The organism is Pseudochelatococcus lubricantis (assembly GCF_042432495.1).
GTDB classification, from domain to species: domain Bacteria; phylum Pseudomonadota; class Alphaproteobacteria; order Rhizobiales; family Beijerinckiaceae; genus Pseudochelatococcus; species Pseudochelatococcus lubricantis.
This window is the reverse complement of sequence record NZ_JBHLXC010000006.1, coordinates 483,394-508,986: the sequence shown is the minus strand read 5'-3', so window position 1 is coordinate 508,986 and position 25,593 is coordinate 483,394. Positions and strand designations below refer to the sequence as shown.

The 25,593-nt window shown below is 67.3% G+C and carries 23 protein-coding genes; 4 read left to right on the top strand and 19 right to left on the bottom strand.

Annotation, left to right across the window (positions count from 1 at the left end):
• Nucleotides 1-43: 43 nt before the first annotated feature.
• The 4 genes from arcC to ACFFJ7_RS13105 form a co-directional block, all read right to left on the bottom strand.
• Nucleotides 44-961, bottom strand: a complete 918-nt coding sequence (arcC, locus tag ACFFJ7_RS13120) for a carbamate kinase (RefSeq protein WP_377592867.1) — start codon at nucleotides 959-961, stop codon at nucleotides 44-46.
• Between the two features lies 1 nt (nucleotide 962).
• The gene (gene argF, locus ACFFJ7_RS13115) at nucleotides 963-1,964 is read right to left on the bottom strand and encodes an ornithine carbamoyltransferase (protein WP_166950492.1); all 1,002 of its coding nucleotides are present in this window, start codon (nucleotides 1,962-1,964) and stop codon (nucleotides 963-965) included.
• 180 nt (nucleotides 1,965-2,144) lie between these two features.
• On the bottom strand, nucleotides 2,145-3,371 hold the full coding sequence (gene arcA / locus ACFFJ7_RS13110; RefSeq protein WP_166950493.1) for an arginine deiminase: 1,227 nt from the start codon (nucleotides 3,369-3,371) through the stop codon (nucleotides 2,145-2,147).
• A gap of 11 nt (nucleotides 3,372-3,382) precedes the next feature.
• The gene (locus ACFFJ7_RS13105; protein WP_166950495.1) at nucleotides 3,383-4,825 is read right to left on the bottom strand and encodes a YfcC family protein; all 1,443 of its coding nucleotides are present in this window, start codon (nucleotides 4,823-4,825) and stop codon (nucleotides 3,383-3,385) included.
• Between the two features lie 715 nt (nucleotides 4,826-5,540).
• On the opposite strand from ACFFJ7_RS13105, the gene ACFFJ7_RS13100 reads away from it, so the two are divergent.
• The gene (locus tag ACFFJ7_RS13100) at nucleotides 5,541-6,443 is read left to right on the top strand and encodes a dihydrodipicolinate synthase family protein (RefSeq protein ID WP_377592865.1); all 903 of its coding nucleotides are present in this window, start codon (nucleotides 5,541-5,543) and stop codon (nucleotides 6,441-6,443) included.
• Here ACFFJ7_RS13100 and ACFFJ7_RS13095 read toward each other — a convergent pair.
• Nucleotides 6,433-7,347 carry a LysR family transcriptional regulator ArgP gene (locus ACFFJ7_RS13095; protein ID WP_377592863.1) on the bottom strand — a complete coding sequence of 305 codons (915 nt, stop codon included), beginning with the start codon at nucleotides 7,345-7,347 and terminating at the stop codon, nucleotides 6,433-6,435. The genes ACFFJ7_RS13100 and ACFFJ7_RS13095 overlap by 11 nt on opposite strands.
• A 101-nt stretch (nucleotides 7,348-7,448) precedes the next feature.
• On the opposite strand from ACFFJ7_RS13095, the gene ACFFJ7_RS13090 reads away from it, so the two are divergent.
• Entirely contained in the window at nucleotides 7,449-8,060 is a 612-nt protein-coding gene (locus ACFFJ7_RS13090) for a LysE/ArgO family amino acid transporter (RefSeq protein ID WP_377592862.1), read from the top strand.
• A 20-nt stretch (nucleotides 8,061-8,080) separates the two neighbouring features.
• Here ACFFJ7_RS13090 and ACFFJ7_RS13085 read toward each other — a convergent pair whose 3' ends face one another.
• Nucleotides 8,081-9,529 carry a metal-dependent hydrolase family protein gene (locus ACFFJ7_RS13085; protein ID WP_377592861.1) on the bottom strand — a complete coding sequence of 483 codons (1,449 nt, stop codon included), beginning with the start codon at nucleotides 9,527-9,529 and terminating at the stop codon, nucleotides 8,081-8,083.
• Between the two features lie 426 nt (nucleotides 9,530-9,955).
• On the opposite strand from ACFFJ7_RS13085, the gene ACFFJ7_RS13080 reads away from it, so the two are divergent.
• Nucleotides 9,956-10,354 (top strand): peptidase inhibitor family I36 protein, encoded by a 399-nt coding sequence (locus ACFFJ7_RS13080; protein ID WP_377592860.1) that lies wholly within the window; start codon nucleotides 9,956-9,958, stop codon nucleotides 10,352-10,354.
• Nucleotides 10,355-10,570: 216 nt separating this feature from the next.
• Nucleotides 10,571-11,242 carry a hypothetical protein gene (locus ACFFJ7_RS13075; protein WP_377592859.1) on the top strand — a complete coding sequence of 224 codons (672 nt, stop codon included), beginning with the start codon at nucleotides 10,571-10,573 and terminating at the stop codon, nucleotides 11,240-11,242.
• 10 nt (nucleotides 11,243-11,252) lie between these two features.
• On the opposite strand, the gene ACFFJ7_RS13070 is transcribed toward ACFFJ7_RS13075, so the two are convergent.
• From ACFFJ7_RS13070 to ACFFJ7_RS13010, 13 genes are all read right to left on the bottom strand, one after another.
• On the bottom strand, nucleotides 11,253-11,759 hold the full coding sequence (locus tag ACFFJ7_RS13070) for a hypothetical protein (RefSeq protein ID WP_377592858.1): 507 nt from the start codon (nucleotides 11,757-11,759) through the stop codon (nucleotides 11,253-11,255).
• 47 nt (nucleotides 11,760-11,806) lie between these two features.
• Entirely contained in the window at nucleotides 11,807-12,697 is an 891-nt protein-coding gene (locus ACFFJ7_RS13065; protein ID WP_377592857.1) for a hypothetical protein, read from the bottom strand.
• 11 nt (nucleotides 12,698-12,708) lie between these two features.
• Nucleotides 12,709-13,257: a phage tail protein gene (locus ACFFJ7_RS13060; protein ID WP_377592856.1), complete on the bottom strand. Its 549-nt coding sequence runs from the start codon at nucleotides 13,255-13,257 to the stop codon at nucleotides 12,709-12,711.
• A gap of 76 nt (nucleotides 13,258-13,333) precedes the next feature.
• A complete protein-coding gene (locus ACFFJ7_RS13055) occupies nucleotides 13,334-15,973 on the bottom strand; it encodes a baseplate J/gp47 family protein (protein WP_377592855.1) in 2,640 nt (879 codons plus the stop codon).
• Complete coding sequence (locus ACFFJ7_RS13050; protein WP_166950517.1) at nucleotides 15,973-16,437, bottom strand: GPW/gp25 family protein; 465 nt, start codon at nucleotides 16,435-16,437, stop codon at nucleotides 15,973-15,975. Before ACFFJ7_RS13050 ends, ACFFJ7_RS13055 begins: the two co-directional genes overlap by 1 nt.
• Nucleotides 16,438-16,473: 36 nt before the next feature.
• Nucleotides 16,474-16,830, bottom strand: coding sequence for a hypothetical protein (locus ACFFJ7_RS13045; RefSeq protein ID WP_377592854.1), 357 nt, complete (start codon nucleotides 16,828-16,830; stop codon nucleotides 16,474-16,476).
• Nucleotides 16,827-18,362, bottom strand: coding sequence for a phage baseplate assembly protein V (locus ACFFJ7_RS13040; RefSeq protein WP_377592853.1), 1,536 nt, complete (start codon nucleotides 18,360-18,362; stop codon nucleotides 16,827-16,829). The genes ACFFJ7_RS13045 and ACFFJ7_RS13040 overlap by 4 nt, the downstream gene beginning before the upstream one ends.
• Nucleotides 18,359-19,219: a CIS tube protein gene (locus ACFFJ7_RS13035; RefSeq protein ID WP_377592852.1), complete on the bottom strand. Its 861-nt coding sequence runs from the start codon at nucleotides 19,217-19,219 to the stop codon at nucleotides 18,359-18,361. Before ACFFJ7_RS13035 ends, ACFFJ7_RS13040 begins: the two co-directional genes overlap by 4 nt.
• Nucleotides 19,219-20,265 carry a hypothetical protein gene (locus ACFFJ7_RS13030; RefSeq protein WP_377592851.1) on the bottom strand — a complete coding sequence of 349 codons (1,047 nt, stop codon included), beginning with the start codon at nucleotides 20,263-20,265 and terminating at the stop codon, nucleotides 19,219-19,221. The genes ACFFJ7_RS13035 and ACFFJ7_RS13030 overlap by 1 nt, the downstream gene beginning before the upstream one ends.
• Nucleotides 20,266-20,269: 4 nt before the next feature.
• Nucleotides 20,270-20,716, bottom strand: coding sequence for a phage tail protein (locus tag ACFFJ7_RS13025; RefSeq protein ID WP_166950525.1), 447 nt, complete (start codon nucleotides 20,714-20,716; stop codon nucleotides 20,270-20,272).
• 62 nt (nucleotides 20,717-20,778) lie between these two features.
• Nucleotides 20,779-22,002, bottom strand: coding sequence for a phage tail sheath family protein (locus tag ACFFJ7_RS13020; RefSeq protein ID WP_166950527.1), 1,224 nt, complete (start codon nucleotides 22,000-22,002; stop codon nucleotides 20,779-20,781).
• 78 nt (nucleotides 22,003-22,080) lie between these two features.
• Nucleotides 22,081-22,812, bottom strand: coding sequence for a carboxypeptidase-like regulatory domain-containing protein (locus ACFFJ7_RS13015; RefSeq protein ID WP_377592850.1), 732 nt, complete (start codon nucleotides 22,810-22,812; stop codon nucleotides 22,081-22,083).
• A 423-nt stretch (nucleotides 22,813-23,235) separates the two neighbouring features.
• A complete protein-coding gene (locus tag ACFFJ7_RS13010) occupies nucleotides 23,236-25,464 on the bottom strand; it encodes a transglycosylase domain-containing protein (protein WP_377592849.1) in 2,229 nt (742 codons plus the stop codon).
• Nucleotides 25,465-25,593: the final 129 nt, after the last annotated feature.

Sequence of the window (25,593 nt, the reverse complement as noted above, 5' to 3'; positions counted from 1 at the left end):
TCCTTGCCGAACGCCTCGTCCGGCCGATCCGCCGGGCGGCGCGCTACGGCTCCATCTTCCGGACGCGCGTTCCGGCTTCGCCCTCAAGTATCGCGCGCGCGTCTTCCAGCCGGCCGATCCCCGCCACGCGCCCGCGGGTGGCGGCGAAGGCGCATGCGGCCTCGACCTTCGGCCCCATCGAGCCGGCCTGGAAGGAAAGTGCGGAAAGCATAGCGGGCGTCGCCTCGCGGATCGCGCGCTGGCCGGGCGTACCCCAGCCCTCATAGACGGCCTCGACGTCGGTCAGCATCAGGAATGCGTCGGCGTCGAGCTGGCCGGCGAGCAGGCCGGCGGCGCGGTCCTTGTCGATGACGGCCTCGATGCCTTCGAGTTCGCCGTCCTGGTTGCGGATGACGGGAATGCCGCCGCCGCCCGCGCAGACGACGATGACGCCCGCGTCGACCAGCAGGCGGATCGCGCCGATCTGCGTGATGCGCTTCGGCAAGGGGGAGGGTACCACGCGCCGCCAGCGCCCCTTCGCTTCCTCCACCATCGGCCAGCCATGCGCGGAACGCGCCCGCGCGGCTTCCGCATCGTCGTAGACGGGACCGATCGGCTTCTGCGGCCGCGCAAAGGCGGGATCGTCCCGCTCCACCTCGATCTGGGTCAGCAACGTGGCGAGCCTGGTGTCAGCGGGCAGCGCGTTGGCCAGCTCCTGCTCGACCAGATAGCCGATCATGCCCACGCTCTCGGCGCCGAGGATGTCAAGGGGGTAGGGCGCTACGTCCTTGTATGCAGCCGCCTGCAGCGCGAGCAGGCCGACTTGCGGCCCGTTGCCGTGGGCCACGACGACGGTGTGATCGCGCGCGAGGTCCGCCAGCGCGGCCGCGGCCTTGCGGACATTGGCGCGCTGCACCTCCGCCGTCATCGGCTCGCCGCGTCTCAGCAGCGCGTTCCCTCCAAGGGCGACGACGACGCGCATCTCACGACCCCAGCGTGGAAACGAGCACGGCCTTGATGGTGTGCATGCGGTTCTCCGCCTGATCGAAGACCACGGAGGCCTTGGACTCGAACACCTCCTCCGCCACCTCCATGCTTTCGATGCCGTATTGCTGGAATATCTTCTCGCCGATCTCCGTCTCGCGGTTGTGGAAGGACGGCAGGCAGTGCATGAACTTGGCATGGGGGTTGCCCGTCGCGGCCATGACCTCGGCGGTGACCCGGTAAGGCGTCAGCAGCTTGATGCGCTCCGCCCAGACGGAATCCGGCTCGCCCATCGACACCCAGACGTCGGTGTAGACGAAGTCGCTGCCTTTGGCGGCTTCCACCGGATCCTCGGTAATGGTGATCGTCGCGCCGGTGGTCCGGGCGATCATCCGGCACTGCTTGACGAGTTCCTCATCCGGCCAGCACGCTTTCGGCGCAGCGAGGCGGACATCCATGCCGATCAGCGCCGCGCCGGTGAGCAGCGAATTGCCCATGTTGTTGCCGGCATCGCCCAGGAAGCAGAAAGCCGTCTGCGACAGGTGTTTGCGCGTGAACTCGCGCATGGTCAGGAAATCGGCGAGGATCTGGGTCGGGTGGAATTCGTCCGTGAGGCCGTTGTAGACCGGCACGCCGGAATAGGCGGCGAGTGTCTCGGCCTGCTCCTGCCCGAACCCGCGATACTCGATCGCATCGTAAAGGCGGCCCAGCACGCGGGCCGTGTCCTTCATCGACTCCTTCTTCCCGATCTGGGTGCCGGAGGGCCCCAGATAGGTAACGTGCGCGCCCTGATCGTAGGCGGCGATCTCGAAACCGGTGCGGGTGCGCGTCGAGTCCTTCTCGAAGATCAACGCGATGTTCTTGCCCTTGAGCTGCTGCTGCTCGTAGCCGCCGTATTTGGCCTGCTTGAGCGAGGCCGCGAGCCGCAACAGGAAGCGGATTTCGTCGGGCGTGAAGTCGAGCAGCTTGAGGAAGCTGCGGCCTTTCAGATTGACGGGCATCTTACATCTCCCAAGGCGTTTTCAAGCAAAGAGGGTTCTGGGTGTGTCGAGATACGGGTTCGGCCTGGCCGAAAATGACGGGTTTCGATAACCGGAGCGGAACGGACTAGATGTCGATCAGTGCCGGAAGCGCCGAAACCCGCCGTTTGCAGGCCAGCGTCACCCAAAAGTCTCCATGCCCTACACAGGGTCGCGGATCAGCGGGCACGTCATGCAATGGCCGCCGCCCCGGCCGCGGCCCAGTTCCGAGCCAGGCACGGTGATGACCTCGATGCCGGCCTTGCGAAGCTGCGTGTTCGTATAGGTGTTGCGGTCGTAGGCGATGACGACTCCCGGCTCGATCGCCAGCACGTTATTGCCGTCGTCCCATTGCTCGCGCTCGGCGACATAGGTGTCGCCGCCGGTCTCGACCACGCGCAGCGCCTTCAGGCCCAGCGCCTCCGCCGCCACCTCGGTCAGCGGCCGCTCCTCCTTGCGCACATCGATCTGCCATTCCTTCTCGCCGGGGCGAATGGAATAGGGCTCGATCTTCGCGGCGACCTCGGCGAAAACCGTCACGAGATCGCGGTCGCAGAAGCTGAAGACCGTGTCGAGGTGCATGGAGGAGCGTTCCACCGGCAGCTTGCAGGCGATGACGCGCTCCGCGCCGCCCTGCGCGAACAGCGCCCGCGCGAGCTGGCTGACGGCCTGCGGCGTGCTGCGCTCGCCCATGCCGACCAGGACGACGCCGTTACCGACCGGCATCACATCGCCCCCCTCAAGCGTCGCGAGACCGTGGTCGTTGTCCGGATCGCCCCACCAGATCGGGAAGCCCGCGTCGCGGAAATCCGGATGGAAGCGGTAGACGGCGGCGACATTGATGGTTTCGAGCTTGCGCGCGTTCCAGTGCATCGGGTTGAGCGTCACGCCGCCGTAGATCCAGCACGTGGTGTCGCGGGTGAAGAGATGGTTGGGCAGCGGCGGCAGAACGAAGTCCTCCGGCCGCAGGGTGGGCGCGAGCAGGCCCCGGGCGTCGACGGGCAGTTCCGCGCGGTTCATGCCGCCCATGAGGATCAGCGAGAGCGCGTCGGCATCGAGCGCGGTGAGATAGGCCTTCAGGTCGTCCGCGAGGCCGACGCCGACGGTGTCCTCGTTCACCCGCCGGTCGAGCAGCCATCGGCGCGCTTCCGGGTCCTGCAGCGTCTCCACCAGCAGCTCGCGCAGGAACACGACTTCCACGCCCCGGTGGCGCATGGCATCGACGAAGGTGAGATGCTCGACGCGGGCCTGCTTGACCCAGATGACATCGTCGAAAAGCAGCTCGTGGCAGTTCGTGGGCGTGAGCCGGGCAAGGGCGTTTCCGGGCCTGTGGACGAGGACCCGGCGCAGCTTGCCGACCTCCGAGTGGACGCCGTAAGTGATGGTCATGGCATTCTCCTTCAGGCGAGCAGGACGGCGATGCTGAGGCATGCCGTGATGATGACGGTGAGGATGAGCAGCAGCGGCCACATGAAGCGTAGCCAGCGTTCGTAGGGGACGCGGCCGATGGCGAGCGCGCCCATCACTACCGCGAAGGTGGGGTTGATGAGGTTCACGAGGCCGTTGGCCGACTGGTAGGCCGTTACCACCAGCTCGCGCCCCACGCCGGCGAAATCCGCCACGGGCGCCATGATCGGCATCGACAGCACCGCGAGGCCAGACGAGGACGGCACGAAGAACGACATCAGCACCTGCAGCCAGTACATGACGTTGATGAAGGCGACCTTGCCGAGGCCGGCGACCGAGAGTTCCGCCCAATGCAGGATGGTGTCCGTGATCTTGCCGGCATCCATGACGACGACGATGCCGCGGGCGAGGCCGATGATGAGCGCGACGCCGAGCAAATCCCGCGAGCCATTGACGAAGGACTCGACGAAGCTCTGCTCGCCGGGGCGGGTGATCAGCCCGATCAGGATCGCCGAGGCGAGGAACAGGCCGCTCATCTCGCCCATCCACCAGCCGCCCTTCAGCACACCCCAGATCATGACCACGAAGGTGATGCCGAAAATCGCCAGCACGAGCTTGTGCATGCCGGTGAAGTCGGTCCGCTCGCCCCGGTGCGCGCTGAGGAAGAATTCCTCGTTCGAGGCCTTCATGTCATAGACCAGCGACTTCGAGGGATCGCGCTGCACGCGCGCCGCGTAGCGCATCACGTAGACCACGCAGGCCAGCCAGCACAGGCCGAGGATGACGAAACGCAGCACGATGCCCTGGGTGAAGGGAATGCCGGCGGCGTCCGACGCGATGACGGTGGCGAAGGCATTCACCGTCGAGCCCAGCACGCCGACACCCGCGCCGAGCAGGATGACCGCCACCGCCGTTATGGCGTCGAAACGGGCCGCGATCATGATCGGGATCAGCAGCATGTAGAAGGCGAGCGTCTCTTCGGCCATGCCGTAGGTCGTGCCGCCGAAGGCGAAGAGCCCCATCAGGACGGGGATCAGCCATTTCTCGCGCCCCTTGAGCGCGATCATGGCGCTGCCGATGCCGGAATTGATCGCCCCCGTCGCGGTGACGACGCCGATGAAGCCGCCGAGGATGAGCACGAAGACCGCCACATCAACGGCGTTGGCCTGATTGGTGGCGGGATTGTAGAGCCCGCCGATGGGCGCCATGATGACGTCAAAGAGGCCCTGCGGGTTCGCCTCCGTCTCCGCGTAGGTTCCCGCGACGGGTACTTCGCGGTTGAGTGCGGGATTGAGGACGCGGTTGTATTGCCCGGCCGGGATGATCCACGTCAGCGCCGCGACCAGAATGATCAGCCCGAAGAGGATCGTGAAAGCGGTAGGGAAACGGAACCTCTGTGACTCTGCTGTTTCTGTTGTTTCCGGAGTATCGTTCATATCGCTCGTTCCGTATCGTTGTCGAAAACCGGTGAGTGCGACTGTCGAGGCTGATTTTCCCAATGGAATCGTCGCGTTCGAGCCTCGTGCGTTTTTTGGATGAAGGACTCCAGCAACAGCCGGGGGCTATTGCTGCCTCCATACGCGGCTTCACGGCCACACCTGCCGCGAAGACTTGTCGATCCCGAGCGGCGTCGGGAGCAGGTTTCACGGTTCGGGGCGGTCACCAAGAGAGCGCCTGCCACTGCGGGCGCCGTAGAGCGGCGGGACCGGCGCCACGAATTCGGCGTCCGGCTTCTATCCGCCGTCCTGTTCGCCATCCGCCATGCGGCGATCAACGATAGCAACATCATCCGACGATCGCCGGAGGAGAGCATTGATCGTTGTCATGGTTTTCCACGCTGCCAAGGATGGGAAACGGTGCGGGCAACCCATGTGGTCCGGGCAATCCATATGGTCCGGGCAATCCATGGCGTTTGCCGCGTGCCCGACGTGTGAAAACAAGAATTTATATGAGAGTGCATGATATATAGGAATTTTATTCACCTGTTCTTTGCCGTGACTATAGCAGCCTGTCGGCCTTTCCCGGCCCGATCGCTTGTATCGCTGCGGGCTGGATGTTCTCCGCGAACCGGTTTCAGGGTAGCCTTGGAAGAGACGGGCGTCCCGCTCCCGGGTCGTCATCACAGGCCGCGAACCGATTGACAGGAACGCCATGACTTTTCCAAACGGACTATGCGCCTTTCCGATCACGCCCGCCGACCACGCCGGTCGTGTCGATATCGCGGCGCTGCGCAGGCTGGTTGCCCGGCTTTCGGACGCACAGGTCGACTCCATCGGCCTGCTCGGCAGCACGGGCGTCTACATGTACCTGACCCGTGACGAGCGGCGCCGGGCGGTGGAAGCCGCGCTGGACGAAATCGGTAGCCGCACGCCTGTTGTCGTCGGCATCGGTGCGCTCAGGACCGACGAAGCGGTGGGGCTCGCGCAGGATGCGAGGGCCATCGGCGCAGCCGCGGGGTTGCTGTCGGCCGTCTCCTACACGCCGCTCGCCGATGAGGAGGTGTTCGTGCATTTCTCCACCGTGGCGCGGGAGAGTGGCCTGCCGATCGTCATCTACGACAACCCCGGAACCACTCGCTTCCGGTTCACGCCGGAGCTGGTCGCGCGCCTTGCCGCAGTGCCCGGCATCGTCGCGATCAAGAACCCCGGCTGGGAGCCCGATGAAACGGCGCGCCATCTGGCCGGGCAGCGCGGCATCGTCCCGGCCGCCTTTTCCATCGGCTGCAGCGGCGACTGGATGGCGACCGAGACGATGATCGCGGGTGCCGACACGTGGTATAGCGTGCTCGCCGGCCTGTTTCCGGAGGTCTGTCTCGGCATCGTCACAGCTGCCCGGCACGGTGACGCCGCCGAAGCGCGCCGGCTTGACGCAGCGCTCGCGCCGCTCTGGAATCTGTTCAGGCAATTCTCCAGCCTGCGCGTCGTCTATGCGCTTGCCGACCTGCTCGACATTTGCCACGTGGAACCGCCGCGGCCGATCCTGCCACTTCCCGATGCAGCGAAGCAGCAGGTCGCCGGAACACTCGCCCACCTGCCGACCGGCATCACGCGATGACCGGGCGCGGCGCCAGCTCACGCTTCGCCGTCGCGACGACTTCCCGCGTCAGATCGGAAAGCCGGTCGGCGGCAAGGCGGCTGACTTGCCAGAACAGCGGGATGTCCAGCGCGGTGCCGGGAATCAGCTCCACCAGCCGGCCTGACGCCAGATGCTCTCTCACCAGCAGGGCGGGGTTCAGGCCCCACCCCATGCCCGCCAGACCGGCATCGATGAAGCTTTGCGTCGAAGGCAACCAGTGGGTCGGATAGGTGACGCTCCGGCCCAGCGCCTGGCGTATCCACGCGAGCTGAAGCCGGTCCTTCTGATTGAAGGTGAGGCCTGGCGCCCGGGCGATGGCCTCAGGCGTCACGCCGGACGGGAAGTGGCGTTCGACATAGTCGGGGCTGGCCGTCGCGTGGTAACGGAGCGCACCCAGAGGGGTGACGCGGCATCCCTGAACCGGCTTCGCAAGGGAGGTGACGGCCGCCAGAACGCGGCCGCGCTGCAGCCATTCCGCCGTATGGTCCTGATCGTCGACCGCGACGTTCAACAGGTAGGCGGAGTTGCGCGTGAAGGCGGATATGGCCGTAAGGAACCATGTTCCAAGGCTGTCTGCATTGGCCGCGACGTTGAGCGTGACCCTCTGCATGGGCGCGGCCGGATCGGCCAGCCCCGGCAGATGCCCGGTCAGCTCCTGTTCGAGCATCCCCACATGCTCCATATGCCGGCAGAGCCATGCGCCCTTTTCGGTTGCGACGCATGGCGTGCCTCTTTCGATCAGTACCGTGCCGAGCCGCTCCTCAAGCTGCTTCACGCGCTGGGAGACGGCCGAGGGCGTCACGTTCAGGGCTCTGGCGGCCTTCTCGAAGCTGCCTGTCTGCACAACCATCGCGACGGCATTCGCGGCGGGATAGTCGATCATGGATTAGCTCTGCTTAATCCGGGTTATTCGATTTAAGTATGCTGATCACAGGATCGCAGCTACCACAAGTCCCGTGAATCGGCGGGGGTGGTCCTGTAGCAATGAATCTTTCGGTTTTTTTCGCAGGCATGACGATGGGTCTGAGCCTGATCGTCGCCATCGGCGCGCAGAACGCCTTCGTGTTGCGGCAAGGTCTGCGCAACGAGCATGTCTTCGCCGTCTGCCTCGCCTGCGCGATGTCCGACGCGATCCTGATCGTGGCGGGTGTATCCGGCTTCGGGAAAGCGGCAGGCTGGCTGCCGTGGTTCGATCCCGCGATGCGCTATGGCGGCGGCGCCTTCCTGATCTGGTACGGCGCCAGAAGCCTGCGCTCCGCCCTGCGTTCCACCGAAGCGTTGACGGTCGGCGCCTCGGCGGAGAAACGCGACCTTGCGAAAACCCTGCTGGCCTGCCTCGCCATCACCTGGCTGAACCCGCATGTCTATCTCGATACGGTCGTCCTGCTCGGCACGATCTCGACGCAGTTCCCCGGCTTCGAGGTTTCTTTCGCGGCGGGCGCGATCTCGGGATCGTTCCTCTTTTTCTTCTCACTCGGTTATGGCGCAACGCGGCTCCGGCCGGTTTTCGCCAGGCCGTCGGCATGGCGGATTCTGGAAGGGGTCATCGCCGCTGTCATGTGGGCGATCGCGTTCAAGCTCATTGCGGGCGTTTGAGGCGCTGTGTCCGGGCGCTCTCATGCTGCCAGCGTGTTCTTGTAAACGATGCCGGCCTTCATGATGAGCTGCATGCGGCGTTCCGGATCGCCGATGATGCCGATGTCTTCGAGCGGATTGCCATCCACGACGAGCAGATCGGCGTGGGCGCCGGTCTCGATCAGCCCCAGGTTGCCGGGATAGGGGTTGCGGGCGCCCGACAGCGCCAGCAGCGCGGCATTGCGGCTGGTGGCCAGCCTCAGCACGTCGACGTTCGACATCCAGCGCGCAAGCTTGGCGATCTGCCGGCCCTGCGTCGCCGTCTTTGCCGGGCTGAACAGGATATCGGTGCCGATGGCGACATTGACATCGTATTGCCGGGCCAGTTCGAAAGCGCGGACCGTGCCTTCGGCGATGGCCTTTTGCTGGGCCTGCTGCTCCGGCGTTGACTGGGGGTTGGCGTCTTCGTCAGCCAGAAAGGGCTGGAGGCTCCACCAGGCGCCGGCATCGGCGATGTGTTTGGCCGTCTGCGCCTCGGCAAGCTGGCCGTGCTCGATGCTCTTCACGCCGCAGGCGAGGGCGCGTTCGATTCCTTCGGGCGTGTAGACGTGGGCGCAGACGTAGGTGCCCCAGTCGGAGGCAGCATCGACAGCCGCCCTGATCTCGGGCGCGGTGAACTGGATCGAGTCCAGCGGATCGTAAAGCGACGAAACCCCTCCGCCGACCATGATCTTCAACTGGCTCGCCCCCAGCAGCAATTGCTCGCGGGCGCGCTTCAGGACCTCCGGCACGCCGTCGGCGATGATGGCGATCCCTTCCTTTTCCGCCGGGCTGAGGGGCGCCGCCGGTGCGCTCGGGATCTGGCTGCGGAAACGGAAATCGCCGTGGCCAGCGGTCTGCGAGATCATCGCCCCGGAGGGAAAGATGCGCGGACCGGGAAAGCGCCCCTCGTCGACGGCCCGCTTGAGCGCGAAGGTCGGCCCGCCGACATCCCGCACGCTGGTGAACCCGCGCAGCAGCGTGCGCCTGGCCTCCTGCACCGCGAGCAGGTGGATGTAGGCGGCATCGGCGGTCATCGCGACAGCCTGCGGCAGCGCGGCCATGAAGCTGTGCCAGTGCGCGTCGATGAGGCCGGGCATGATCACCTTGCCCGCGCAGTCGATGACCTGCGCGTCTTCGACGGCTTCTCCGCGAGGGATGAGCGCCGCGATGCGTCCTCCGGCGATGGCGACGTCGCGGCCGTCGATCAGCCCGGCGGAAACGCCGTCGAAGATCCGCGCGTTGGCGAGCACGATGGTGGCCGGCGCTTCGGCCGCGAGCGGCGTCGCCTGCCCGAGCGCACCCGCTGCCAGCGTGGCCGTGACCCCTTTCAGAACCGCGCGCCGGGAGAGCGCGTCCTCCATGGTGCAGACCACGCGCCGCGCCTCCGCGCCATGACAAAGGCAAGCGCCGACGAAATGCCCGTAGCGCGTTTTCAGACGAATGATCATGGTCTCTCCTTCGCCGGCATGGTCAGCGGAAACCGCACGGGTCCCGCGCCGTTTGCCGGGCTGTCCCGACGAGCTGCCTAAGCCCGTTCGGGCGCAGTATCGTACAGGCGCGTTATATGAACGTGAAATCGTGAAGTCGCGGTCGAATTTTCCGGGCGATTCCGGCGCGGTTCAGGGCGCGCGATGCCGATCGCGCTGGCACGGCGGCCGCCGATGCATTAACATTCTATCAGGCCCCGTCTGCAGGGCCGGTCACATCGACTGAGTGTAAACGCTACAGGTATCAGCAGCCTTCTTCGCGGGAGCCGCGCTTTCAGGGGCAGGCGCCCATGAGGGAGGTCTGCCGGCGCACGTTCCTGCAACCGCCACGCCGCGGTCGCAGTCCGGATCGCACGGCATGGCCCATCGATAAGGGGGAACTGAGCTATGCATTCACATCAAGAAGCCGTCGGAATATGGAAGATTTTATTGCTGGCCGCGGGGGTGACGGTGCTATCCTCTTCCGCCTATGCCGCATGCATACTTTATGAACATCGGGACTATCAGGGGGCCCAATACCGGCTCAATGACGGCGACGCGATGATCATGAAAAGGGGCGAGACCGTATGCACTTCGGTCAGCCACGGTCCCGGCGGGGGATGTGTCTACTATGAACCGTCGTGGAACGACGAACTCTCGTCGTTCAGGGTGACGAACGGATGCACGCTCACCTTGTACGAGAATTTCAACAGGAAGGGCGCGCGCTTCCGGTCGAACCGGAGCTACCGTTATGTCGGCGGCGCCTGGAACGACGAGGCATCGGAAGCCTATTGCTCCTGCCGTTGACGCGATGAACTCCGGACAGCGGGGACCTCTCCCGTTTTCCATGGGCCGGGCCAGCCTGTCAACGAAACGAAGCATATCCGTGACAGGGTATAGAGCGCGTTCTGATCAAATAGAACTGACTGGTTAATAAGCATTCGATCAAAATCATAAATTTTAGTCATGTTATCATTTCCCTGAAAAGACGAAATGATCTATGCAGCAACACGGTGCACGCCCATGATCAAGACCCCGTTCCTGCTGCTGGGCCTGTTCTGCCTGTTTCTGAGCCTGCTGGTCGCGGGCGGCAGCGCGGGTGCGCTCGGCATTTTCGAGGCGGAGAAAGGCCCCGGCCTGGGTCTCGCGGCCCTGTGCTTCTTCTGCGTGCTGCCTTGCTACAGCTATGCCATCCTGACTTGCGAGGTGCTCCAGCTCGGCGCCGTCAGTGGCCGGCTTCAGACGGTCGTCGCGCTTGCGGGCTCCATCGTGGGCCTGCTCTTCGGCCTCTATTTCATTGTCAAGGCCATCACGCTGCTGTCGGTGATGCTGGCCCTGTTCCTCGCGGTGCCTTTCGGCACCATCGCCTACATGGTGATCTGGGGCACATTCGATACGGGGACGAGCCGGATTGTCCTCTCGCTGTTCATGACGGTGCAGATCATCGGCGCCATCTTTCTCGTGGTCGCGGCGCCGACCATCGTCAAGAACGGCAAGCTCGTCGCGCTCACGGCCGTGACGCTGGCTTTCGCCTTCATCCTCGGCCTGCTGCACGGGCTCGTGCCCAATCCGCTCGTCTCCATCGTGGATGCGCTCGCCGCCCTCGTCATCAGCATCGTGGCGACGATCTGGATGCTGCCGCTCCTGATCGGCGGCATTCTGTCCCTGGTTCGCGTGGTGCGCGCGGTGGCGTGAGGGGTGCCCGTCAATTCCAGGTCACGCGCGGCGTGCCGCCGCCGAGAGCCTCGACGGTGAAACAGCCGCCGCCCGGGCCGATGGCGAAGGTCGCCTCGTCCGTCAGCCTCTGGTTTTCGCAGCCCGAGGTGGGGACGGCGGCATCCGCGCGGCGCAGGCACAGCACCATCGGCATGGGCTTGCCGTCGGCGCGCGGATCGAGGCCGCTGAGGCTGATCCGGGCACCGTTGCCGGCCGTGAGCCGGGCGCGGGCAACCCGGTTCTTCTGTGTGGACTTGCCGACGAACAGCGCGCCACCGCCGCACTGGTTTCCCGTGGCTGCGACAGGCGTGGCGCCGGGCGCGAGCGGCGAGAACAGGGTGCCGAGCACCTCGAACGGCCACGGCGCCCCCTCGCTGTTCATCCGGTCTTTCCAGTCCGCGCTGCCGTTGCCCGTGGGCACCAGCGCCGCGCCGGCACCCATCGCGACAAGAAACACGATACCGAGCAGGATCAGTCCGATGATGACAGGGCGCATGAGATGCTTCCGGTTCGCTGGCGCTCAATACTGTAAAACACGACGGATCACTGCCGGCGGAACTGTTCGGTCTCCGATCTGTCCGGCCGTCCGCTGTTGTCCTTGAAGGCCGTGGCGGTCGTGACGTTCAGCTGGTCGTTCGTCGTGTCGAGGCGGAACGACATCGTCCGCGTTGCAAACCCCTGATCGTAGAAGGCACTGTAACGGTTGGGGAGCGGGCGGGCGACATAGGTAGTACCACCGGGCCGGCGCCAGCGGGTCTGCCGCAGCGGCGTCGTTCCCCAGTCGCAGTTGGTGGGCGAGCATTTGCCCCAGACATGCACCGTATCGTTGGCGATGACGATCTGCGGAATGCTGCGCGTGTTCGCATTCACGTTGATCCACGTCCCGGTAATGGCCGGCGCGGCCGTGGTCTGGTCGCCCGGTTCCTCCTCCTCCACCTCCGGCTTCGGCCAGAAAGCGTAAGTGAGGCCGCCGGCGACGCCGATCACCAGCACGGCGGCGACGGCCACGGCCCACCATGGAAAAGGCTTCTTGGCCGGCGGCGGCGCGGCGGGCAGCGCCGGCACGGTGAAGGCGACGGGGCGGCTTTCCACGGAATCCGTGTCGGATCCGTTTTCGAGCGCCACCCGCAGCCGGAAGGAGGATGCCTTCGGCGCGGCGCCGGCGGGCGCGGCGATCGCAAGCTTGACGGTATGTACCTCACGCGGGCCGAAATCGACCGTATACAGCGTGGGGTTGGTGACGGAGGCGCCTTCGAAGCGATAGAGGGCGCGTTCGGCCTCCTCGGCCGGCAGGACGCTGAGGCTCGCCGTGAGGTTCTGCCCGGTCAGATTCTCGACCGTGAAGGCGACGAGTCCGTTGTAGGTGCCCTTGACCTCCGCGGCCTCGGCGAGGACCGCGTTCGGCGGCGGGTCGCTGATCTGAAAGCTTGCCATGTCGGTTCTCCTCAAGTGCCGTCCGGTCCGGCGGGTAAAATGTCGAGTTCGTAGGTCACCCACGCAGGCCGCTCGCCGGCGACGATGCGCGCGACGAGGTCCAGCCTGTGGGCAGCATCCGCCGGTATGCCCACACAAATGTGAAAGGCGCTCCTCTGTCCGGTCCGTGGATCGACCGGATTTTCGGTGATCGTGAAGCCGCTGACGCCGGTCGCGCATTCGAGCAGGGTAACGAGCGCCTCGCTGGTGCCGCGCAGCCGGGCGCATTCCGCCGCCACGCTCACGAGCTTGCGCAGGGCGTCCGGGTCGATGCGCGTCTGCACGCGGGCGGCGCCCTCGTGTTCCAGATAGGGGCCGAGCGCCAGCCAGCGCGCCAGCATGGCGACGAACGCATCCGGCGCGTAACGTGGATCGAAAGAGATGTCGAGTCCCGCGAGCACGGCTTCCGTCGGTGCGTGCATCTCCTCCATCACGGCGAGCAGCGCGGCCAGCACGGGACTTGCCGGAAGGGCGTCGCGGTAGATTTCCGGCAGCAGGCCGGCGATGGCCCCGGCTTTCATTCTGTCGCTCCCGGCCGGAATCCGCGTCCAGCCGCCCGGGAACGCGGCAGCATGTCCGGCTTTCTGTCCCGGCAGGTCAAAGGCTTTCTCCGGATTCGGAGGTGATCGTGAGTTCGATCGCTCCCGGGCGGAACAGCCAGTGCCGGGGCAGGGGCACCTTGTCGTCGAAGACGTCGCTGCCGATCTCCGCATAGGTGCGGCCGAGATCCGCGCTGCGGTAGATGCCCGCCTCGCCGCCGAAGAACAGGAACGGCACGTCCGTCTCCGACGGGCCGATGGCGGCGCCGCGCACCGGCGGCAGACTGCGGCGCTCGTCGACCGGCGGCAGGCCGCAAGAGATCGCGGGGGGATCGCTCCAGCGGGCGTCGCGGCCCGGACGGCAGCAGAGAATGCCGCCCCGGTTGCTGCCGGCGATGGCGATATCGTCCCAGAAGTCGAAGGCTTCGCAGCTGCCATGCGTCCAGCCGTCGCTGAGCGCCTGCCAGCCGGTCGGATCCTCGCTACCGTCGAGGCGGATGCCGATGCGCATGGCGCCCTGTCCCGGCTCGCCGCCGGCGGCGGCGAAGCCCGCCCAGAGGAAGGTCTCGTTGCCGACCTGCTGGAAGGCGAGGCTGCTGACCGGCCGCCCGGTCGTGTTCGGCAGGCGGCGGAACGTGCCGCCGCCGACGGCGATGAAAATGCCCAGCCCTTCCCGCGCCGCCACGGCGATGAGGTGCAGGCCGGAGAGATGGCGCGCTGTCGCCAGCGCCTCGAAGCCGCGCTGGTCCTCCCGCCGCTCCGCCTCCGTGGCGCCGCGCACGGGCACGGGCTCCGCCGCCGTCACGGTGGAAAAGCGGATGCGCTGGAGCATGTCGCGCCCGGCGATGAACAGCACCGGCATGCCGTCGAGTTCGCTCCAGGCGACATCGCGGATTTCGTTGGGGAAGACGAAATGCAGGAGCGGCGCCTGCGTACCCTGCGCCTCGCGCCGCGTATCCCGCCAGCTCTCGCCGCCATCCTCAGAGATATAGAGGATGTAGGTGGCGCGGCCCGCTTCCTCCCGCCGCGAAAAGGCCGCGACCTTGCCGGGCAGGAAGGGCGCGGTGCGCACGCCGAGAAAGGTTTCCCGCGCGGCTTCCCCGGCGGCCGGGTCCAGAACCGTTTCCCAGCTTTCGCCACGGTCGAGACTGCGGAACAGGGCACGGCCGGCGGCGAAACAGGTCGTCTCCTGACAGCGGTCGCGATGGATGTCGACGATCATTTCGGACGGCGCGTCGCCGGTGTGGAACTGCAGGCGCTCGGCATAGCGCACGCCGGGCTCGCGCGTCAGGGTCTCATAGATGTCCGAGGCGCGCAGCGGCTGGCCGAACGCCCATTGGCCATCGGGCGCCAGCAGGGCCCGCAGGGCGGTGGTCAGCCGCGCACGCACGGCTGCGGCGTTCTCGAATTCGGACACGACGAGATGCGCGGAGAGGTCTAGCTTGCGGCACCGCGCCCACTCGACGTGGGTCTCGACGCCCACCGGCCGGCGGCGGCGGATGAGGGTCTCGACATCGGCGAGAAGGCCGGGGCTCTGGCGCGAGGCGAGCGTGTCCGCATCCGTATCCGCCGCGTCGAGCTTCGGCACGATGAGCACATGCACGACGCCCGGCCTGCCATAGGCCCACAGATCGCGCTGCGCGTAGGCTCGGGCGCGGGCGATGCCCGGCACCTCGCGGGCGACGTTCTCGAAATCGCGCGTCGTCACCGCGGAGCGTAGCACGCGCACCGCCTCGCTGCCGCGGGCGATCGCCTCGGCGACCGGCTCCTTGTCCTCGCCGCCGAAGGCCGGCTCCCGGTTTTCGACGTTCACCTGCGGAACAGGCGTCTTCATCACCGTCAGGGTGCCCGGCAGCACATTCCCCCTGACGCCGCCGCCGCGCAGGTACCAGGCCCGGATCTGCCGGTCCTTCGCGGGGCCCGCCCGGCTTGGGCGGGTCTGGTCCGCCAGCGCGCCGGCCGCGGCGGCGCTCGGCATGAAGATGATCGTCCCGCGCAGCCTGTCCGCGGCGAAGACCTGCGCGTCCGGAGCGAGGCCGGCGAAGGATTCGACTTCCCGCCACAGCGCGAAGGTTCTGCCGTCGATGCGCACTTTCTCCAGATCGCTTTTCTCTCGGCCCTGCGCGCTGTCGTCGGGGCCGAGTTCGACGGCGACCCGCAGGTCGTCTCCCGCCACCGGCCGGCGCAGGATGGGGCCGCGCCGGACGGTGTGCGCCTGTCCGAATGCGCCGGTGCCCGTGCCGAGCACCTCCGCCTCAACCCGCTCGGCATGGAGCGCGCGCACCTCCACGGTTACCTCCGTGTCCGGCGCGTGCCGTTGCGGAAACGCCGCTTCCGACAGCGTGTGGAAGGTAACCGAGCCGCTCTTGTCGCTCACCGCCGTGCCGCGGGGAATGACGAGGCGGCCTGCATCGACGGCCTGTGGCGACAGGCGGAACGTGAGCGTGACCGTGGCCGGCGCCGGCGCGCGCGGGGCGACGCCCAGCAGGTCGAGCAGCGCGTAATGAACCTTTTCCGGCAGGCGGTTCAGCCGGTAGAGCATGATGTCGGTGAGATGGGCGAAAAGCTCAACGAGCGTGATGCCCGGATCGGAGGCATTGCGGTCCGTCCATTGCGGGCAGCGCTCGTCGATGAGGGCGAGCGCCTCGCGCAGGAGATCGTCATACCGGCGGTCGTCGAGTGGCGGATAGGTGAGCATCAGGCCGCGTCCCCCGTCAGATCCAGACTGAATTCGAGCCGTTCGGCGTGGCGGGTGGCGCGCACCCGATAGTCGAGATGAACGAACAACGTGGCGCGCGCCGGATCGTCCGTTCCCGTCGCGCCGGCACGCGGCCCGGCATCGAGATGAAGGATTTCCGCGCGCGGCTCGAAACGCAGCAGGGCCTGGCGCACGTAGTGAATGGCGAGGCCCGCCGTCGTCGCGTCATTGGGGTTGAACATCAGCCGGTGCAGCGGGCAGCCGTAGTCCGGCCGCATGACCCGCTCGCCCGGCCGCGTGGCGAGCAGGATCAGGATCGATTGCCGCACGTGCTCGTTCTCCTCGATGAGCGCCACGCCGCCCGTGGATGAGACCGCGAGGCCGAGGCTGCGGTCGCCCGGCCCTTCTGAGGGGGCGGGCGCCGCCAATCGGGAGAGACCGAGAAAGGCCCAGCCGCCAGCCATATCCTGCTTCCTCGTGTTCGGTTTTCCGGTGTGGTGTCACCCTTCGACGATCGCGATCCAGTTCTGGCCAGCGCTCGCGACATGCCAGGGAGACAGATTGACGTTCATGTAGTCGGTCGCGCCGCTGGCGCTGTCGAGCGCGATGCCGAGGCCCTCGATGACGACGAATTGCGAATGGCTCTTGCTGTCGTTGACGGTGGCGATGGCGCGGCAGCGCTTGATGCCCGCCGCCTCCGCACCGCCGATGCAATGGGCGACGGAGCGGCCGTCGAAGTCGCCCTTGACGAGAACCGGGATGTCATCGACCGTCACCCAGTCCTGAATCGGATCGAAGGTGACCGTTCCGGCATGGACGCAATGGCATTGCGCCTGCTCCGTGCACAGCAGGGTCATGACGTCCTCCGTTCGAACTGCACCCTGGCGGCCTGAATGGTCAAGGTGCCGCCGACGGCCGCGATGGTCAGATCGCCGGCGACGACGAGTTTCGACGCCGCGCCGAGCTGCAGGAGGTCGCCGCGCTGGGTGGAGAGCGAAAGCAGCGTCTGCTGGCCTCCGAGGACGAGCCGCTGGTTGCCGCCGGACGCCAGCACGAGCGCGCGCTTGTCCTGCGTCGTGGTGCCGCGCGGCAGCCGCGCGTGGCCGTAAAGCCCGCCGAGAATGATGCCTTGCGCGAGATCGCCCTGCGGAAACAGGACGACGACCTGATCGCCGACATCGGGCAGGACGGCCGCGCCCTTGCCGGCGCCCGCGCCGGCCACGAGCACGCTGAAGAAGCCGGGTTCGAGATCGCCGAGCGCGGGCAGCTTCACCTTGCAGCGGGCGCCGCCCTCGGGGTCCTGAATGTCGGTCACCTCGCCCAGCGTGACGACGGGCGCGTGCAGCTGCTCCGGTTCGTGGGGCAGGGCGGTGGAAAACGTGCTCGTGGCGCCCGTGGCGGCATCGAAATGATGCACGACCTCAGTGACGACCCCGATGGGCGACGTTTTGGTGTCGAGACCGTCAAGCCGCAAGCGCAGGCCGGGGGCGAGATCGGGGTCGGCGAGGACGGTTCCGCGCAGCACGGTTTCGCGCGCCACGGCGCGGTCGAACGCCGCCTGTGCCTGCGCCTCCAGTGCAGCCTGGGTGCCCGCCGGGCGGTTGGTGGCGTGCAGCAGCCCCTGATCCTGCTCCAACGCGGGCAGGCCGTAGCTGTCGAGGTCGATGCTCTGGTCCTGACGCGCCAGCGCCGCCTCGGCCGAAAAGGAGGTGGCGGAATAAGGGTCCCAGCCCCTGCTGCGGCTGGCGCGCGCGGCCTGTTCGCCGCTCTTTTCGATCGTCGCCTCAAGCAGGTTCTTACCCCACGTGTAGGCGCGCGGATCCTCGCGCCCCGCCAGCGAGACGAGGCGCAGGCAGGTGCCGTCGAGGGTGGCGTAGAGGCCCTGTTCGCCGCCGAGCGCGAGCAGCGCGGCCAGGTCGCTCGTGCCCGCCTGCACGAAACGTCGGGGAGGGGTTTCCTCGTCGCAGGCAAAGGTGAAGTCCAGCTCCGCCGCAGCCTCTTCCCACAACGCCGTCAGCCGCGCGTTTTCGACGACCCTGAACCGCCGGCGTAGCCGCAGGGCATGCAGCGCGTCATGCGCGCGGACGAGCAGCCGGCTGACGCCGCCCGCCGGATACCGCTGCTCCTGACCGGTGATCGTGCCCCTGAACAGCAGCCGGCCGTCCGCCGTGGCGACGGCAAGCGCGAGGCCGGCCTCGCACCGTTGGCCGAAGCCCGGCGGCGGCGCTTCGATCGTCAGCTCCGCAAGGGCCGGAACGTTGAGCGCGCGGCGGATGACGAGGCGCGAAAGCTGGTGCGCGGCGGCCTGCGGCAGGGGCGCGCCGCCGAGCGTGACGACCGGCAGGGCCTTGCCGGAAAGCGCGCCGCCGATGGTTGTGGCGTTCGTCATCGTTCCGTCCCTCCCACGGCCGAATTGCCGGATGCCGGCGGCAGGGCGATGACCTGTCCCGGTTCCAGATGCAGCGGATCGGCGATGTCGTTGTGGTCGGCGACGATCCGCCAGTCTGCGGGATTGCCGCTGTACTCCGTGCCGATCCGGTCAAAACGCGGGTTGGGTATGCCGTTCTCGTCGACTTCGACGGTGATGTGCCGGGCGAAAGCCTCCCCGGGCGACAGGGCTGCCGGCGGCGGCTCGAAGAACGAGGCTGTTTCGAGCTGCGGCCCGGCAACGGCGCGCGGCGGCGTCAGGGTTTCCGGCAGGCGGCGCAGGCGCATGCGCAGGAACGAGCGGCGTGGCCGGCCTTCGCCGTCGAAACGCTCGAACCGCTCGGCGACATCGGTGACGACACCGAGAATGTTCCACGAGCGGCCCCAGATGAAGCGGACCTGCGGCACGACGCCGGCACGGTGTTCGGCAGCGGCGTTTTCCGCAAGGTTCCAGAACGGCCGCGTCAGGTGGCGCACGTCGGCGGAGCGCGGCGCATCGAGCCCGGGCAGCGCCGCGCCGGATAATGGTGGCTCTGCCGCCGCAGGCTCGGCCTCGGCGCGTGCAATATCCCCGCCCGGCTGCCGCAGTGCCTGCGCGTCGATGAGATCGATATCGAACAGAAGATCGAGCGTGAGTTCCGTGACGCCGCCGCCCGTGGCGATCAGCGGCGTGTCGGAGAGGCCCGGCCCCGTCACTGCCCCCGCGCCCGCCGTCAGGGGACGCAGGCCGCTGGCGCGGGTGAGTGTCAACTGCTCCGGATTGAGCAGGGCGGAAATGCGCTCGCCGGTGGCTTCGATGAGGAAAAGCGCGCGTTCCATCAGCTTTCCTCCTGGATGCGGATGAGCCGGCGCATGTCGTGCGCCGGCGTCTCACTCCCGGTGTCGCCCGGCGCTGGCGTCGGGGCAGGCGGCAGGACGGGCCAGAGATCGGCGTCGAACGTCTCGCGCCACTTGACGGCAGCCCCGGGCTTCCGGGGGGACGGGGCGGGCGGCAGCGGCGCGCGGGGGGAAACGGAATCGGCCGGGCTGCCATCCCGCCGCTGCCAGCCCGCGAGGGCCGGCTGCGCATCGGGGCCGGGCGCCTGCCGATCCGCGCCGAAAATCTTCTGCCAGATATTGTGGAGGCCGGGCTTTGGCGTGAACGCCCTGGCCGGTGCGGGCGGCACCTGCGCCGGACGGGCTACGTTCGCCGGCGGGCGGCGCATGCCGGTTTCAAAATCCGCCGGCGTTCGCGGAGGCGTGAAATTGGCCGCCACGGTCTCGCCTGGTGATCGTGGTGCGGTGCCGAAGGAGGGGCGCTCGGCAAAGGCTGCCGGCGGCGGGACGGGTGCGACGGGCAGTCTGGCGGCCGGGATTTCCTTTCCCGCACCATCGAGCGGTGTAATCGCCCGCAGCAGGAAACGCGGCGCGCGGCGGGCCGTGCGAGGCTCTGCGGAAAAAACCGGTCGGGCGGCGGGCGCGAGAGCCGGCTGTGCGGGCGCGGCGACAGCGGAAGCGGCGGGTGCAGGCACCGCCGTTTCGAAAAGAGGGGCGGTCACCGGCCTTTCCGTGGTGGCGTGGGGCTCCGGAACCGCGCGGCGGCTCTCCCGGCGCGGAGCGGCGGCCGCCTGTTTCGTGGTCATCCGCTCCTGGCGCGGTGCCTCTTGCGGGGATCTGTTGCGGGCCACAACTTCAAGCCACACGTCCGGCGCGTCCGGATAAAGCTCGCGCAAGTCGTCCATCTCCGCGCGCAAAGATGCCGCTTCGGTCCTTGCCGCCATTCCGCGCGTCATCGCCGTGGCGAGCGCGCGCCACGCCCGCCGCGCGCCGGCGAGGAACCGGACCAGCAGACGGGTGAGATGGTGTGTGGCAGCGGGCGGCGTCATCGTCTCACTCGGCCCGCAACTCGTCATACGCGAGTTTGAGTTCGGCGAAGGCGATATCGCGGCCGAGGCCGTCCAGCGCCGGGCCATGCCACTCGCACGGCCAGGCGCTGAGCAGATTCCAGCGTAGAGCTTCGGTGACACCGTCGGTTTCGAGCAGCAGGATCGAAACGTTGCGCCGCTCGATCCGCCCCTTGGCTATCGCGCTGATCCAGTTCCACAAATCCGTGGATTTGGTCAGGCCGTGGCGCAGCGTCACCTCTGCATATTCCACCGGGCCGGGCAGGGAGCGCACCGCCTGCCCGTCGCCGCCGGGCCGATAGCGGATGGGATGGATGCGCATGGCGAGGCCCTGAACCGAGAAAAAGGCGGCTTCGGTGACCCCGCCGATCTCAAGGCGGAAATTGAAATTGCGATAGGGATCGATCGGGCCGGAAGATTGCGCGCTCGCCATGTCTTAAGCTCCTTCGCGGAATTGTGTCATCGGGCTTTAGAGCCCGCACGGGCGCGTGCGGCTCACGCAGCGCCGGAGGCTTCCTGGGCTGTCGGCAGGCCCGCCATCTGCCCGATCTCGAAAATGACGAACTCCGCCGGTTTCACGGGGGCGACGCCGATGACGATGGTGACGATGCCCTGATCGACGTTTTCCTGCGGGTTGGTTTCCTCGTCGCATTTGACGAAGAAGGCCTGCTCCTCCGTCGCGCCCATGAGCGCGCCGCGCCGCCACAGGTTGACGAGGAAGGCGTGGACGTCGCGCCGGATGGACTTCCACAGGGGTCTGTCGTTGGGCTCGAACACGACCCAGCTCGTGGAGCGGATGATGGATTGCTCGATGAAGATCAGCAGCCGGCGCACCGGGACGTAACGCCAGTTGGACGCCGGCGCCGCGAGCGTGCGCGCGCCCCAGACCACGATTCCCTGATCCGTGAAGAAGCGGATGGCGTTGACGCTCGCGAGGTTGAGCTTGCCCTGTTCGGCATTGGTCATGTGCTGGCTGAGGCCGAGGGCGCCGCGCACGGGCTCGTTGGCCGGCGCCTTGAATATGCCGCGCTGGACATCCGTGCGCGCGTAGATGCCCGCGATATGGCCGGAGGGCGGGATGAGCACGGGCTCCTTGCGATCCGTCGCCAGACAATCGCGCACCACAAGCCACGGAAAATAGAGCGCGCCGAAGCCGCGCGGGGAGGCGGGCGCCCGGAGGCCGGCGCGAGGCGCCGCCGGTGCGTCGGTCTCGTCCGCATCCTGCCCTGCCACGGCGGGCGCCGCGACCTGGCCGACGGTCACCAGCGCATCGAGATCGACCCGCGCCGGCCCCGGCGCGTCGACGATGGCGAAGCGGTCGCCCTGCCTCTCGCAGGAGCCGATGAGGATGCCTGCGGATTCGGTGTCGCTGAAACCCGGCGCAGCCACCATGGCTATTTCATCGTAGGGCAGCAGTGCGTCGACCGCCGCCTGCAGCGATCCCTGCGCGCCGAGATTGACCACGTAGCAGCGCGTGCCGCCGTTGAGGAAAAAACCGAAAACGGCGTTGGCGAGATGGTTGGGCTCTGCCGACCGGTCTCCGAACGCGGCGCGGAAGGCGCTGAAGCTGTTGACGGGTTTGGGTTCGAGTGGAAACGCCGCGGGATCGGGCGCGCGCCCGATGAAGGCCGCCGTCGTGGTCGTCACGCCCTGGATCGGCCGCGTCCCGCTGTCCTTCTCCTCGATGTAGACACCGGGATAGGAATAACTCACGCTCATGATCACTCCTCCGCAAATCCGTCTCGTCGTGTTCGGTGCGCTCCAGTGTCCCGGTCGATCCCGAAAGCGGCGGTCGCTCTATTGCATGAGCCCGTCGATGGGCATTTCCACGGTTATGGTGCCATGCGCCGGCACGATGACCTCGTGCCGTGCGGTCTTGAAGCCGACGACGAGCTTGATGGCACGCCCGCCGGGCAGGCCGGTCAGATGAAAACGCCCGCGATGGTCGGTGCGGACCTGCTGCTGCTGGCCGACGACGGCGATGTCGGCCTCGGCGAGCGGCAATCTGCGGCCGGCCGCCGTGGTGCCGACAAGCTCGCCGTGGAGATCGGCAAGCGCCTCGCTCACGACACGCGGAGGCGCCAGCACGGGCCGGGCCGCCACGGTCTGCCGCTCCCGTGCGAAAGGCACGTGCAGAAGCATGGCGAGACACGGCGGCAGGCCGCATTGCCGGCTCATCGCCAGCGCGGCGTCGCGCGTATCGAGACCGACCTCCTGACTGTCGCCGGCGCCGTCGCGCCAGCGTCCCTCTTCCAGCAGAAACGCGAGGTCGCCCGCCAGCGCCGCCGCCTTCAGACAATCGGCCTCGGCAACGAAGAGGAGAAGCGATACCTCCACCAGAGCAATGTTCCGGCGCCCGAGCGGCCCGGTTTTAGGCTGGACATTGCATAGCAAGAGACCCGCGCCCCCCGTGGGGAGCCGCGCCGGCGCCGAGAGGTCCGGCATGGACAGAAGATGCACGGGCTCAGGCGCAATAGCCTCGCCGAGCCATTGGTGAAACGCCGCCAGCGATTGCGCAAGCGATGCCATTGCCGCCCCTCCGCCGGATCAGGCCGTTTCTTCTCGCATGACAAGCAAAGTTTTTATTCAAACACACGCAAAGCAGTCATTCTTCGCGTGAGAATGTCCCGGAACCATGTGTATTTTTATGATTTCATCCAGTCCAATACGTTATCCCCTGCCGCAGCGCAGGGTATATTGACCGGTTTTGCTATAAGACACCCTTGTAGGGAATCTTCTTCTTGCAGCCCGCGAGGGTATTATAGTAAAATACTTGAGCACAAAAATGATTTTGATAATAGCACGCTTAAGCTCAAATTCAAGCATAGGCCCCGAAATAAATCGCCGCGCACGGCCGCTCCGATGCGCGGGCCTGCAAGCCTGCGCGTCGGCCGCCGTGCTTGGCAAGAAGGGAAGATAGCGTCCGCCTGGGCGGATTCAGCGGATCGTGTGTCAGCCCCCGAACAGGCGTTCGAAGAAGTTCTTTTCCCGCTGCGGCCGGGGCTGTGCCTGCGGCGCCGGCGCGCGCAGGTCGACGGGCGGCTGCAATGACGCGGCGGGCGGGGGCGGCGCGTCCGGCGGCAGCTCGCTGACCGGTGCATCCCACGGGCTGCCGGGCAGGGGGGCCGGCGTCACGCCCTTCAGCGCCTGCACCATGAAAGCGCGCCAAGCCTCGGCGGGCAGGGTGCCGCCGGTGACGTTCTTCGTCGGCGAGTAATCGTCGTTGCCGAGCCAGACGCCGGTGACGAGCCCGCTCGTGTAGCCCATGAGCCACGCATCGCGCGATTCCTGGGTGGTGCCCGTCTTGGCGGCGATCTCGTAGCCATCGATCGCCACGCGCCGCGCCGAGCCGGAGGTGACGGCCTGATGCAGCATGTAGTTCATCATCGACGCATCGTCCTCGCTCAACACGCGCCCGAGATCGTAGGGCTGGCGCTGGTAGACGGGCTTGCCGTCAACGGTCTTCACGTCGCGGATGATCCACGGCACCACGCCGACGCCGCCGTTGGCAAAGGCCGCGTAGGCGGCGGTGAGTTCGAGCGGGCTCACTTCCGACGTGCCGAGCGCGATGGTGGCGTTCGCGGTGAGCGGCGAGGTGATGCCGAGGCGCTGCGCCGTCTGCGCGACCGTCTTGGGCCCCACCTCGACGGCGAGCTTCACCACCACCGTGTTGAGCGATTGCGCGAGGGCGGTGGCCAGCGTCACCGGGCCGCTGTAGCGGCGGGAGAAGTTCTGCGGCTGCCAGCCGTTGATGTTCACCGCCGTGTCCTGCCGCACGGTGCCCGGGTTCATGCCGCGCTCCAGCGCCGTCAGGTAGACGAAGGGCTTGAAGGCCGATCCGGGCTGGCGGCGGGCAGTGGTCGCGCGGTTGAACTGGCTCGCGGCATAGCTGCGTCCGCCGATCAGGGCGCGGATCGCGCCATCGTTCGACATCGCCACCAGCGCGCCCTGAGAAACGCGCGCCTCCGCGCCTTTCTTCGCGATGACATCGGTCAGCGCGCTCTCACCGGCGCTCATCAGGGCGCGGTCGATGGTGGTGCGCACCACGACATCTGTTTCCGCCTTGCCGATGAAGTCGTCGAGCACGTCCATCACGTAATCGGCGGCGTAGTTGGCATTGCCCGTGCCGCGTGGCTTGACGGTTTCGGCCGGCGTCATCAGCGCGCCCTTGGCCTGCTTGTCGGTGACGAAGCCGAGTTCCGCCATGTTGGTGAGCACCAGCTGCGCCCGCGCCTGCGCCGCCTGGGGATTGCGCGTCGGCGACAGGCGCGAGGGCGCCTGCACAAGGCCGGCGAGCATCGCGGCCTCCGCCAGCGTCACCTCCTTGGCGGGCTTGCCGAAGTAGCGCAGCGCCGCCGCCTCCACGCCATAAGCGCCCGCGCCGAAATAGACGCGGTTGAGGTAGAGCGCGAGAATCTCGTCCTTGCTGAAGTTCTGCTCCAGCCAGACGGAGAGGATCGCTTCCTGAATCTTGCGCGCGACGGTGCGATCCTGCGTCAGGAAGAGGTTCTTCGCCAGCTGCTGCGTCAGCGTCGAGCCGCCCTGCGACACGCCGCGCGCGGTCACGTTGCGCACAAGCGCACGCGCGATGCCGAGGGGATCGATGCCCCAGTGATCGTAGAAGCGCCTATCCTCGATGGCGACGAAGGCCTGCGGCAGATAGGGCGGCAGTTCCTTCAGCGTCACCGTGCGGCCGCCCATGTCGCCGCGATTGGCGAGCAGCGAGCCGTCCGCCGCCAGCACCGCGATGTTGGGCGGGCGCTTCGGCACGGTCAGCGTATCGATGGGGGGAAGCTGGGCGAAATGATAGGCCACCACGCCGCCCACCGCGATCGCAGCCCAGAGGCCGAGGACGACGATCGTCGAGAACAGCGTGCCGACAAGCGTGCGACGACGCCCCGTCCGGCGTTTGCGGGCGGGCGGACGCCCGCTTGCCGCCGCCTTCCTCGCGCCCTTGCCGCGTCCCGCTGCCGCCATCGATATCCCCTCGCTGCTCACGTCCGGTCCGGGTTGCGACGGTCCCTGGCCGGCTGGCGAAGGGGCCCGCACGAGACGGTCCTGCGCCGACAGGCGCCATTCCTGCGTGCCGGAAGCTGCCGCGTCGTCGCGATCCCCGTCCGCCTCGAAACGGGGCTCCTGCCGGAACCCGCTGCCTTTGCCGTAACCGTTGCCCTGCGTCATCTCACCGGGATGTCTGTTCGCGCGACAACGCGCGCCGCTACTTCCAGCTTCTCTTCTGGCATCCTAATTGTGGCAGATTAAGGGGACGTTGCCGCCGAACCCGCGGCCCGTGCCGGTTTGTGCGTGGAA